Genomic DNA, 10,393 nt, shown 5'->3' with positions numbered 1-10,393 from the left:
CACACCGATCATCACGATCGTGGGGGCACGACGGATGACGGTGCGCGAGCGCCCGGACACCGTGACTGTGCTGCGCGAGTTCGACCTCGTCGGTTGGCTCCGGCGGCATCCGGTCACGCTCACGCCCGAGCAGGTGCAGCAGGTCGCGGCGCTCGCCACTCAGCCCACGACGTGCAAGCGTGCACCTGAGACCGAGTCCGTCGATCACGACGCGTTCGAACGACTGCGACGCGACGTCGAACGGGCGCGACGACGCCGCGTGCTGTGGGTGACGCTCGCCATCGCGGCGCTTCCGTTCGCCGGGATCGCCGCGCTCGCGATGTTCTCCGCCACGCTGAGCGCGATCGCTTCACGCTGAGCTCGCAGGCGGAAGCCCCGCCCGAAAGTCCTCGCAGGGTTCATGATCGACGCAGAGGCGTTGCTCGGCACCCCGATCGACGTCGTTCCCGACCGGGGTGAGGGCCCGAGCCCGGTGCTCGATCGGATCACCCCGAGGTGGTGCCGCTCTGACGCTCGACGATTGGTGCCGCTTCGACTCGATCGCGATCGCGATCCGCCTGAGTTCCTCCCCTGCACCGTCGACGCCGAGCACGTTCTCCGGGTGCGCGTCCAGCCTGTGGTCTGGCGCCCCGCCGCGGGAACCGGAAGGGCGTGGTCGAGAAGGACAACCTCATCGTGAACACCATCAACGCGACCACCGCAGCGTCCGTGGTGCCGGTGACCGCGGTCCTGATTGCCGACGAATACCCCGCCAGGATCAAGATCACCGACAAGCAGATGCGCGAACTCGAGACCGACGGCGCGCTCACCCGCCACGACTGGCACGGCGAATGGAACTACACCCTCAACCCGACACGCGCAAGCAGAACAACTCGCGGCATCCGACTCACACATTCACAACGTCCCGGGTCGCTACAACTGACGTTCAATCAGCGGCAGGATCACATGGGACGGGTGGCCGGCGTCGTGGTAGACGCGATTCGTAGCCACCACCAACGCGTCCGCCGTGTCCGTCGCGACCGTATTGCCGGTGTTGGTGTTGCGGTCGAAGCGCGGGAAGTTGCTTGAGGAGATGTCGAGCCGGATGCGGTGGCCTGCGCGGAAGACGTTGGCGGTGGCCCAGAGGTCGATGTGCAGTTCGTAGACCTCGCCAGGGGTGAGCATTTCGGGCGCGCTCATCGAGTTGCGGTAGCGGGCGCGCAGGATGCCGTCGGTCAGGTGCTCGGCGCGGCCGTCGGGATGGACGTCCACGAGCTTGCCGGTGAAATCGGTGTCCCGGGCCGACGACGACGCGTAAAGGACGAGCTCGATCGGTCCGGTGACCTCGGTGTCCTTCGTGAGCGGCTCGGTCTGGAACGTGAGCACGTCGGCGCGGCCGTCGATCGCGCGCTGGTCGCGCGGACCGGCGTTGGCGGCGATGAACAGGCCGGGCAGGAACGTCGGGCCGCCACAGGTAGGTACCGGGTCAGCGGGGTCGTAGTCGTAGCTGCTCGAGTCCTCGCCGCCGGGCAACTCGGTCGAGAGCGCGCCGCCCGCGCGGAGGTAGAAGGGCGTGAAGTGAGTGTCCGGCAGCGGCCAGTCCTGCTCGTCTCGCCACTGGTCGATGCCCATGACGAAGAGCCGTACGGGCGCGGCGGCGTCCACGCCGTTGTCGATGCCCTTCAGGTAGCGGTCGAACCAGCGCACGTGGATCGCGGTCGGGTCGAGCGCGGCGTAGTTCGCGAGGAAGCCGTACGAGCGGTCGTTGAACCAGCCGGTGGTTGCGCCGTGCGCCCACGGGCCGATGAGCAGCTGCGCACCCTTGTCCTTCAGCGCGACGAAGTTGGCGATCGTGCCGCCGAGGAACAGGTCGTACCAGCCACCGATATTGAGTGTCGGGATGGTGATCTTGCTATGCGACTCTTTCGGCGCGATCGCCTTCCAGTAGTCGTCGTAGCTGGGGTGGTCGAGCCAGTCGAGGTAGTACGGCGCGAGCCTCTTCAGCAGCGGCAAGTCGGTCAGCGGGAGACGCTCGAAAAGCGCGTCGTTGTCGTTGATGGCAGCGATCAGCGCACCGAACTCGCCGGGATCGGCGTTGCCCTTCGCGATCTCACGGGCGAGCTCGCCCGTGGCAAGGAAGATGAGCGTCCAGTGGAGGTTGAAGCCGAGTTCGAACGCGCCGCCCTGGTAGGTCCAGCCCTCGTGGTAGTCGGCGGCGGTGACGAAGGGCACCATCGCCTTCAGCGCCTCGGGACTCTCGCTTGCGGCGCGCCACTGCGTCGCACCGAAGTACGAGCCGCCCGCCATGCCGACGTTGCCGTCGCACCACGGCTGCTGGGCCACCCAGGCAACGGTGTCGAAGCCGTCGCGTCCCTCGTCGAAGAACGGGTTGAACTCCCCCTCAGACAGGTAGCGCCCGCGGGTATCCTGCACGACGCACACGTATCCGGCCTGGACGGCGCGCATGACCTCGAAGGCGAAGTTGCGGAGCGCCACGCCCTCCTTGTCGTAGGGCATCCGCTGCACGATTGCGGGCAGCGGCCCGGCGTCCGCCGGGCGGTAGATGTCCGTTGCGAGCAAGACGCCGTCCCGCATCTGGACCATCACGTTCTTCTCGACCACGATCTCGCTCGCCATGAACCGCTCCTTTGCGTTTCCGTGAGGAACATACGGTATCACCTGTGCAGCTTGAGTGCCTCTCAGGACAGAGGACGGAGTGCACCCCGAACCTCGTCTGCGACGGCAAGGGCCGCGCGCTGGCGTCTGTCGTCACCGGCGGGCAAGTCGCCGACACGTCTGTGCTGGCCGACACGCTCGCGCGAGGAATCCGCCGCCCTCGTTCGGCGAGCGCGCGAGGACGCCGGCGAATCCTCCGCGCCGCGAAGTTGCGCCCGTCGATCCCCCTCGAGCTCTTCGCGTCGCGCATTCGCGCGCTCGGGCCGCGTTACGGCGCGAGCAAGCTCGGCGATTCGAGGACACCTCCGCTTGGTAGTGTCCTGCGCGACGGCCCCATCGGCGGCCGGGCGAGGAGTACCGCAATCATGCCGGCGAGCATCACCGTTGAGCGTCTGACCAAGCGATACCGGGACGTCACCGCCGTTGACGACGTGTCCTTCGAGGTGGCCGAGGGGACTGTGTTCGCGTTCCTCGGCACCAACGGGGCGGGCAAGTCGACCACGATCGGCTGCCTGACGACGGTGACCGGCTTCGACGCCGGCCGACTCACGGTCGACGGCCACGACGTGATCCGCGACGGAGACTCGGTGCGTCGGGCGATCGGGGTGATGTTCCAGGACTCGCTGCTGGATGCGGCGCTCACCGTGCGGGAGAACCTCGCGGTGCGCGCCCGCCCTTACCTCGGCTCCGGCCGGGCGATCCGGACCCGGATCGGACAGCTTGCCGAGCTCGTGGAGCTGGGCGAATTCCTGGACCGTCGCTACGGGAAGCTCTCCGGTGGGCAGCGCCGCCGGGTGGACATCGCCCGCGCACTGCTGCACGAACCGGAGATCGTGTTCCTGGACGAGCCGACGACAGGCCTGGACCCGGCGAGCCGCCAGATGGTATGGCGCACGCTCCGTGAGCTGCGGGAGCGCACCGGGCTGACGGTGTTCCTCACCACCCACTACATGGAGGAGACCGAGGAGGCCGATCAGGTGGCGATCATCGACCACGGCCGCCTCATCGCCGAGGGCAGCCCGGCGGAGCTGCGCGCGAAGTATTCCTCGAGCGTCCTTACAGTCACCACCGCCGAGGGCACGAAGCAGCTCGCGGTTGACGACTCCCGCGAGGCGCTGCGCATCCTCGATGGCCTTGGGGCCCAGGTCCTGGACTTCGAGTTCCGGCACGGCCGGATGGACGACGTGTTCCTGGCACTGACCGGCCGCGAGGTGGAGGGCATCTGATGGGCACGATCCTGACGATCACGGGCCGCAACCTGCGGCTGTTCTTCCGCGACCCGCTGAACGTGTTCTTCTCGCTGCTGGGCGCGCTCATCGTGTTCCTGCTCTACACCCTGTTCCTCGGCGACCTGCAGGTCACCTCCATCACCGACAGCATCCCCGGGGCCGACGAGGCCGAGGTGCGGGGCTTCGTGGACGCCTGGATGTTCGCCGGCGTCGTCGCGCTCACCACCATGACCACGCCGCTCGGGGCGCTGTCGGTCTTCGTGGAGGACGCCTCGACCGGCCGGTTCCGCGACTTCCTCGTCTCGCCCCTGCGACGCGGGCAACTCGTCCTGGGCTACTTGCTCTCGGCCTTCCTCATCGGCCTTGCCATGACGGTCATCGTCCTCGCCGTCGCGCTGCTCTACCTCTGGCTTCTCCCCGGCGTCGTCCTCGATGTCGGCCGGGTCGCCGCCTCGGTGGGCTGGGTCGTGGTTTCCACCGCCGGGTTCACGGCGCTGTGGGCGTTCGTCGTCTCCTTCCTGCGCACGACCGGCTCCTTCGCCGCGCTGTCCACCATCGTCGGCACCGTCGCGGGCTTCGTCGCCGGCGCCTACATCGCTGTCGGCCTGTTCCCCGACGCGGTGCGCGACACTGTCAGCGCCCTGCCGTTCGCGCAGTCCGCAATGCTGCTGCGCCGGCAGTTCACCGCCACGGCCCTGTCAGATCTGGTCGGCGGGCAGCAGGCCGCGATCGACGAGCTCAGCGCGTTCTACGGCATCACGCTGCACGTGGGCGACTGGATGGTGCCGGTGTGGTTCGCAGCCGGGCTGCTGGCAGTGATCGCGGTCGCGTTCGCGGGGCTGGCCGCAAGCCGCATCCGCACCCGGATCCGCTGAGCAGGGTGGGCCCCGCGCGGTAACGGCGACGATGGAGTGGGAGCGCATCGTGCTCGCCGGCACGTGCGGAGTTGCCCACAGGTAATTCACCTGATCAGTGGCCGTTTCGTGGCTCACATGAATGTCAGTGGGTCGCGGCGCCACCGGATGCCGCGGCCGCACGCAGCTCGTCGACGCCGCCGTGCGCCTCGCTGCCGTAGGCGTTCGCCCGCCAGTACGTCAGGTAGCGCGAGCGGGTGCGGAACAGCGGGAGGATGTCGCACTTCAAGCGCTGCTCGATGTCGCCGGTAAGGGGGGTCCGGGGGGCGGATGTCTCGGGCACACGTCCATCCTCGGCTGCCCGCGGACCGAACCGCTCTCTTCTGCGCGGGATTGTGTTCGATCGCCCAGAATTCTGGTCGATCGCGAACCGCCGCATTCCTCGCGAACTCGTCCTCCACAGCCGTGGCCTCGAACGGCTACTCCAACACGGCTGGCTATCGCCGACCGACGGAGACGCCGGCTCGCCTACGCTCAACCCCGTCAACCGATCCAAGTGCATGCACTTTGCAGGCATCAGGAGGTACAGTGAACGGATGCCGGTGAACATCACGATTCGTTCCGTTCCCGACGACGTGCGGGACGAACTCGCGGCACGCGCCAAGCGTTCCGGCCGATCGCTGCAGGAGTACTTGACCGCCGAACTCGCCCGCATCGCGAGCACGCCGTCGCCCGACGACACCCTCGCACGCATCCGAGAACACGCACGCGGCTATCCACGCGTCTCGACAGCCGAGATCCTCGACGCGCGCGACGCAGACCGCCGCTGACGCGATGAGGTCGCACCCACGGCAGCTCGTCGTCGACGCATCATCCATGACCGCACTGCTGCTCGACGCAGAGGCGGGCGAGCCCGAGCTCGTGAGCGGGTCGCAGCTGATCGCGCCGAGTGTGTTGCCCTACGAGGTCGCCAACGTGTTGCGCCGGCTCACCCTCGCCGGCCGTCTCACCGCGGCGGAAGCCGATCAGGCATTCGACGATTTCACCGCCCTGGCGGTCGATCTCTGGGACTGGGCGGCGATCGCCGCAAGCGCCTGGAGCCTCAGGGCGAACCTCTCGAGCTACGACGCCGCGTATGTCGCACTGGCCGAACTCGTCGACGCAACGCTGGTGACCCGCGACGGGCGACTCGCCCGCGCACCGGGACTCGGTTGCCCGGTCGAGCTGTTCGACTGACCCGCGACCTGCGGCTACGAGTGGCCCCCTCCGATCCGCACTCGTCCTCCCCACCGTCGCAGTCATCGGAGTTCCTCCCAGCCGCTCACCGAGCAGCTCCGTGGGTCCACCTCGACCCTACAGTCGACGCCATGATCATCGATTCCGGCTGGGACTTCGTCCAACTCACCTCGGCGCGCATGAACTGGAGCGACCCCGACTCCCGACGCCTGTTCGTCGTCGGCATGGATCGCGACCTCTGTTACTTCTTCGCCCGGGTCGTCACGGAGCGGTTCAACGGCGACCTCTCCTCCAGCGCCGAGCAAGTGGTCGACCTGGTCGACGAGGACTACATCCGATACTTCGCGACGATCGAGCAGGTTCCCGAACTCGACACACACGATTGGTGGGTCCACGACGCCGACGGAAACTCGATCACGGCCGAGCTCGAGCGAGTGAGCGAGGCCCGCGGCATCCACCACATCGGTCACTACCAACTCGATCCGACGAGCTGGCATTCGACCGGGCCGATGCACAGCTTCCGCGACTACTACAAGCCCGATCTGCCGAAGTTCGAGATCACACGACCGCCCCAGTACGACGGCTGGCGGCGCGCCACGAAATCGGCGGATCGGTTCGGGTTCAGTGACGAGTTCGAAGAGACGAACGATCCAGCCATTGGCTAGGTCAAGTCTGGTCAAGTATGATCGACGTGTGGCGACGGGCGAAGAGAGCGTCAACATCTACCAGGCGAAGACCGAGTTCTCGCGGCTGATCGCGCGCGTCGAAGGCGGCGAGCGCATCATCATCAGTCGCAGCGGGCGCCCGGTCGCGAGACTCGTGCCATTCTCACCCGAACGATCCACGCGGCATCCGGGCGCCTGGAAGGGACGGGTCGCGATCGCTCCCGATTTCGACGCCTTCGCGACGGATGACGCGGCGGCCTGGTTCGACGAATGAGGCTGCTGCTCGACACCCATGTCCTTCTCTGGTGGCTCGCCGACGACCGACGACTCGGCGACGACCATCGCGACCTGATCTCCGACGCATCGAACATCGTGCTGGTCTCGGCGATGACGGTCGCCGAGATCGCAATCAAGACCTCGCTCGGCAAGCTCGCGGCGCCCGACGACCTCCTGCCGACGCTCGAAGCCGGCGGCTTCGACGGTCTGACGTTCGAGTCGCGTCACGCCGAGGTGCTCCGATCCCTGCCGTGGCATCACCGCGACCCGTTCGACCGAATGCTCATCGCCCAGGCGATCGCGGAGCAGCTCACCATACTCACCGCGGATCCGCACTTCGCGGCGTACGGCGTCGGCCTCCGGTGAACGTCGGCGCCCGCCCGGTCTCATCACCGACGCGGTCGCACACGAGATCGTGAGCGGCTTGCAGCTGGTCACACCGAGCGTGCTGCCAAAACGAGGTCGCGAACGTGCTGCGACGACTCACGCTGACCGGCCGCCGCGGCCCAGCCGACGCTGAGCAGGTGGGTTCGACGATCTCACCGTAGCCGGGATCGCGTGCTCGGTCCGGGTCTTCGACTGACCCTCAGACGGTGTCGGCCGGTGGCCAGACCCCGACGATGATGCCCATGATGACGATCGTCACGAGCTCGTGCGCGATATTGAGCACGGTCAGCGACGACGGACGGCCCTCGAAGGCGTCGTGGGTGATGATCCTCGCGGCGGTGAATCCAGCCCACAGGATGACGGCCGTCAGCAGCGCCGCCACCAGGTACCCGCCGCCGTAGAAGTGCCACGCGATGGTCGAGGCGCCCGCGAGCACCCACGCCGTGACGAAGCTCACGAGCACCGTCACGACGATCGGACCGACCGCGCTCGCCTCTGGGCGTTCCAGGTCGACGTTCGCGAGCTTCGCCCACCGCGTGCCGAACACCTTCGGCGTGTACCAGATCACTCCGACGATCATGCTCGACACCGTCGCCAGCAGTACCGCCCAGTAGTTGATCTCGGGAACCATCTCCGCCTCCTCCTCGCAGCCGAGCCGAGCGCTCGCTGGTCGAGAGGCTACTCGTGCGGCGAACGCAGCGGTCGGCAGCGCGCCGGGAGCCGCCGGGTATGCCGCGTGGCATGTCGCGTGGGATGCCGCGAGGGATGCCGCGAGGGATGTCGCGAGCTACCCGACGAGGTCGAAGTAGAGCCCGGAGTGAGGTGCGCGATGGCCGAGGCGGTATCGGCCGGGGCTCATTCCATGGATGCGGGCGAAGGCCCGGTTGAACGCGTACTCGCTGGTGTAGCCGACTGACCGGGCGATCGGAGCGATCGGGTCGGCGGTCGTGCGGAGGCGGTGTGCCGCCAGGTCCATTCGCCATCGGGTGAGGTACCGGTTCGGCGTAGTGCCGACGAGCGCCTGGAATCGGCGAGCCAGGGTCGCCCGCGATACCGCGACATGCCGGGCGAGCGACTCGACGGTCCACGGGCGGGCGGGATCGGCGTGCAGGGCGGTCAGCGCGGCTGCGATCGTCGGATCACGCAAGGCTGCAAGCCAAGACGGGCGGAGGTCGTACCGGTCGGCGAAGGAGAGCCAGTCCCTCACGATGTGGATCAGCACGAGATCGAGCAGGCGGTCGAGGGCGGTGGCCGATCCCGGACGGGGCTGCTCGATCTCGTGGCTGAGCACCCGAACCAGGTCGGTGAGCGGGCCGTGGGCGGCGGGCCGTGGCTGGATCACGGCAGGAAGCAACGTCATCAGTGGCGTGGTGGTAGATGGATCGAGCCGGTATGAGGCGCACAGGATGCGGGTGCTTCGCGGTTCGGCACCGGTGTGCAATGCACCCCCGTTGGCCAGGGCGTCTCTGGCGGCCGCGTGGTCGAACGGTTCGCATGGGTGGCCGGGGTCGCTGGCCAGGCGGTGCCGGATGCCGGTGGGGAGCAGCACGATGTCGCCGGTCGCGAGTTGGCGTGGTTGCTGACCTTCCATGAGCAGCCACGCGGTGCCGGAATCGACGGCGTGGAATGCCGCGCCGGGGATGTCGGCCATGTCGAGACCCCAGCCCGCGCCCGCGTGAACGGTTGCGGCCACGGTACCTCGCACCCCGGTGAGCGTCAGCACGTCAGTCAACGGATCCACGCGTACGAGTCTAGCCGATGAGCGTTTGGGACAAGAAGTGGAGCTGTTCAGGCATCGATGGTTGCTCGGCTGAGTCATAGAGTTGCAGCATCCCAAGCCCCATGAGAAGGAGAACGAATGAAGATCGCAGGAGCGACGGCACTTGTCACAGGCGGGAATCGTGGTCTCGGTGCACACCTGGTCAGCGGACTGTTCCGCAGGGATGTGGACACCGTGTATGTCGCGGCACGCAGGCCCGAGACGGTAGCCGAAGCCGTGCGTGCCGACCCGCGGGTGCGGGTTCTGGCGCTGGACGTTGATGATCAGGCGAGCGTCGACGCGGCGGCCGCCGCCGTGGCCGGGGTGGACTTGCTGATCAACAACGCCGGCGTGCTCGGCTTCGGCGACGTGCTCACCGGCGACTTGGACCTGTTCCAGCGTGACCTGGCCACCAACTACCTGGGGGTGCTGCGGGTCACACGTGCGTTCCTGCCTGCCCTTCGTGCGGCCGCGCAGAACGGTCACGGTGCTGCTGTCGTCAACGTCGTGACGTTGGTCGCGCTGGCACCGGTTGCGCCGATGGCAGGCTACAGTGCGTCCAAGGCGGCGACCCACTCGCTGACGCAGGCCCTCCGGGCCGCGGTACGCGACGATGGCATCGAGGTGATCGGCGCGTACCCGGGCGGTATCGATACGGACATGTTGGCCGGCGTCGACGCCGACAAGGCCGACCCGGCGGCAGTCGCCGAACGCATTCTGGCCGGCACCGAGGCGGGCGAACAGATCATCTGGCCCGACGACGCATCAGCCGGGGCCGGAAAGGTGTATCTCGGCGACCCGGTCCAACTCGAGCGCATGCTCGCCGGTTGAACCGCACCCGGCGCGCCCGGCCGACGAGGTTCGGCGGGCGCTCGTGTCAGCGCTCGACTTGTCCTTCACAGGGATGCTCGGGCCGTGGTTGTCCACAGGTGATTCACCTGATCAGTGGCAGTTTCGTGGTTCGCATGAATGTCGGTGGGTGGGTGCAGGATGGAGTCATGAACCAGCCGCCACTGCACACCCTCGAGCGTGACGTCGAGGAGTTGCGTGCGGCGTGGGCCGGCGCCCTGCCGTCGTCCGGGGCGATGGGTGGTGTGGCGCAGGTCGAGGTGGAGCAAATGAGCGACGCCGGGCTGGTCCGGGTGACCGACGCGATCGCGCGGGTGCGCCGCGACGCCGAGGCGCTCCTGGCCCGGGTCGCCGCCGAGGTGTCCACACGGTCCAGCCGGGAGGCGGGTGAGTCGAGCCTGGCCAGGGCGCAGGGGTTCCACAACCCGGTCCGGATGATCGCCGCCTCCACGGGGTCCTCCCGGACTGATGCGGCGAAGCTGA

General features: G+C 67.9%; 12 protein-coding genes and 3 pseudogenes. 11 read left to right on the top strand and 4 right to left on the bottom strand.

Annotation, left to right across the window (positions count from 1 at the left end):
- Both IEX31_RS17735 and IEX31_RS19705 read left to right on the top strand, forming a co-directional pair.
- A pseudogene (locus IEX31_RS17735) lies at positions 1-358 on the top strand (hypothetical protein); the annotation flags it as partial.
- 293 nt (positions 359-651) lie between these two features.
- Positions 652-840: pseudogene (locus IEX31_RS19705) on the top strand (ISAzo13-like element transposase-related protein); the annotation flags it as partial.
- 72 nt (positions 841-912) lie between these two features.
- Here the strand turns inward: IEX31_RS19705 and IEX31_RS17730 are convergent.
- Positions 913-2,616 carry a CocE/NonD family hydrolase gene (locus IEX31_RS17730; protein ID WP_188744723.1) on the bottom strand — a complete coding sequence of 568 codons (1,704 nt, stop codon included), beginning with the start codon at positions 2,614-2,616 and terminating at the stop codon, positions 913-915.
- A 404-nt stretch (positions 2,617-3,020) separates the two neighbouring features.
- Between IEX31_RS17730 and IEX31_RS17725 the strand changes: the two genes are divergently transcribed.
- Both IEX31_RS17725 and IEX31_RS17720 read left to right on the top strand, forming a co-directional pair.
- Positions 3,021-3,881 carry an ABC transporter ATP-binding protein gene (locus IEX31_RS17725; RefSeq protein WP_188744722.1) on the top strand — a complete coding sequence of 287 codons (861 nt, stop codon included), beginning with the start codon at positions 3,021-3,023 and terminating at the stop codon, positions 3,879-3,881.
- A complete protein-coding gene (locus IEX31_RS17720; RefSeq protein ID WP_188744721.1) occupies positions 3,881-4,759 on the top strand; it encodes an ABC transporter permease in 879 nt (292 codons plus the stop codon). Before IEX31_RS17725 ends, IEX31_RS17720 begins: the two co-directional genes overlap by 1 nt.
- 124 nt (positions 4,760-4,883) lie before the next feature.
- Here the strand turns inward: IEX31_RS17720 and IEX31_RS17715 are convergent, their stop codons facing one another.
- Positions 4,884-5,081, bottom strand: a complete 198-nt coding sequence (locus IEX31_RS17715) for a hypothetical protein (RefSeq protein ID WP_188744720.1) — start codon at positions 5,079-5,081, stop codon at positions 4,884-4,886.
- A 253-nt stretch (positions 5,082-5,334) separates the two neighbouring features.
- On the opposite strand from IEX31_RS17715, the gene IEX31_RS17710 reads away from it, so the two are divergent.
- The 5 genes from IEX31_RS17710 to IEX31_RS17690 all read left to right on the top strand — a co-directional run bounded on the left by IEX31_RS17710 (position 5,335) and on the right by IEX31_RS17690 (position 7,281).
- Positions 5,335-5,568 (top strand): FitA-like ribbon-helix-helix domain-containing protein, encoded by a 234-nt coding sequence (locus IEX31_RS17710; protein WP_188744719.1) that lies wholly within the window; start codon positions 5,335-5,337, stop codon positions 5,566-5,568.
- A gap of 4 nt (positions 5,569-5,572) precedes the next feature.
- On the top strand, positions 5,573-5,974 hold the full coding sequence (locus tag IEX31_RS17705) for a type II toxin-antitoxin system VapC family toxin (RefSeq protein ID WP_188744718.1): 402 nt from the start codon (positions 5,573-5,575) through the stop codon (positions 5,972-5,974).
- A 131-nt stretch (positions 5,975-6,105) separates the two neighbouring features.
- Entirely contained in the window at positions 6,106-6,639 is a 534-nt protein-coding gene (locus IEX31_RS17700) for a hypothetical protein (RefSeq protein ID WP_188744717.1), read from the top strand.
- A gap of 28 nt (positions 6,640-6,667) precedes the next feature.
- Complete coding sequence (locus IEX31_RS17695; protein ID WP_188744716.1) at positions 6,668-6,913, top strand: type II toxin-antitoxin system Phd/YefM family antitoxin; 246 nt, start codon at positions 6,668-6,670, stop codon at positions 6,911-6,913.
- Positions 6,910-7,281 (top strand): type II toxin-antitoxin system VapC family toxin, encoded by a 372-nt coding sequence (locus IEX31_RS17690; RefSeq protein WP_188744715.1) that lies wholly within the window; start codon positions 6,910-6,912, stop codon positions 7,279-7,281. The genes IEX31_RS17695 and IEX31_RS17690 overlap by 4 nt, the downstream gene beginning before the upstream one ends.
- A 220-nt stretch (positions 7,282-7,501) precedes the next feature.
- Here the strand turns inward: IEX31_RS17690 and IEX31_RS17685 are convergent, their stop codons facing one another.
- Both IEX31_RS17685 and IEX31_RS17680 read right to left on the bottom strand, forming a co-directional pair.
- Positions 7,502-7,933 carry a DUF1761 domain-containing protein gene (locus IEX31_RS17685; protein ID WP_188744714.1) on the bottom strand — a complete coding sequence of 144 codons (432 nt, stop codon included), beginning with the start codon at positions 7,931-7,933 and terminating at the stop codon, positions 7,502-7,504.
- Positions 7,934-8,089: 156 nt separating this feature from the next.
- Positions 8,090-9,043: an AraC family transcriptional regulator gene (locus IEX31_RS17680; RefSeq protein ID WP_188744713.1), complete on the bottom strand. Its 954-nt coding sequence runs from the start codon at positions 9,041-9,043 to the stop codon at positions 8,090-8,092.
- Between the two features lie 117 nt (positions 9,044-9,160).
- Here IEX31_RS17680 and IEX31_RS17675 point away from each other — a divergent pair, with 117 nt between their 5' ends.
- Both IEX31_RS17675 and IEX31_RS17670 read left to right on the top strand, forming a co-directional pair.
- Positions 9,161-9,892 (top strand): SDR family NAD(P)-dependent oxidoreductase, encoded by a 732-nt coding sequence (locus tag IEX31_RS17675; protein WP_188744712.1) that lies wholly within the window; start codon positions 9,161-9,163, stop codon positions 9,890-9,892.
- 167 nt (positions 9,893-10,059) lie between these two features.
- Positions 10,060-10,393 (top strand): annotated as a pseudogene (locus IEX31_RS17670) (hypothetical protein); the annotation flags it as partial.

Origin of the sequence: Agromyces bauzanensis (assembly GCF_014645655.1) — a bacterium.
GTDB classification, from domain to species: Bacteria; Actinomycetota; Actinomycetes; order Actinomycetales; family Microbacteriaceae; genus Agromyces; species Agromyces bauzanensis.
Note: the sequence above shows the minus strand (reverse complement) of the source record. Positions and strands in the feature narration are given on the sequence as shown.

Excerpts from the sequence above, each read along its gene's own strand:
- IEX31_RS17730 (WP_188744723.1), bottom strand. The coding sequence starts at position 2,616 with ATGGCGAGCGAGATCGTGGTCGAGAAGAACGTGATGGTCCAGATGCGG.
- IEX31_RS17725 (WP_188744722.1), top strand. The coding sequence starts at position 3,021 with ATGCCGGCGAGCATCACCGTTGAGCGTCTGACCAAGCGATACCGGGAC.
- IEX31_RS17720 (WP_188744721.1), top strand. The coding sequence starts at position 3,881 with ATGGGCACGATCCTGACGATCACGGGCCGCAACCTGCGGCTGTTCTTC.
- IEX31_RS17710 (WP_188744719.1), top strand. The coding sequence starts at position 5,335 with ATGCCGGTGAACATCACGATTCGTTCCGTTCCCGACGACGTGCGGGAC.
- IEX31_RS17705 (WP_188744718.1), top strand. The coding sequence starts at position 5,573 with ATGAGGTCGCACCCACGGCAGCTCGTCGTCGACGCATCATCCATGACC.
- IEX31_RS17700 (WP_188744717.1), top strand. The coding sequence starts at position 6,106 with ATGATCATCGATTCCGGCTGGGACTTCGTCCAACTCACCTCGGCGCGC.
- IEX31_RS17690 (WP_188744715.1), top strand. The coding sequence starts at position 6,910 with ATGAGGCTGCTGCTCGACACCCATGTCCTTCTCTGGTGGCTCGCCGAC.
- IEX31_RS17685 (WP_188744714.1), bottom strand. The coding sequence starts at position 7,933 with ATGGTTCCCGAGATCAACTACTGGGCGGTACTGCTGGCGACGGTGTCG.
- IEX31_RS17675 (WP_188744712.1), top strand. The coding sequence starts at position 9,161 with ATGAAGATCGCAGGAGCGACGGCACTTGTCACAGGCGGGAATCGTGGT.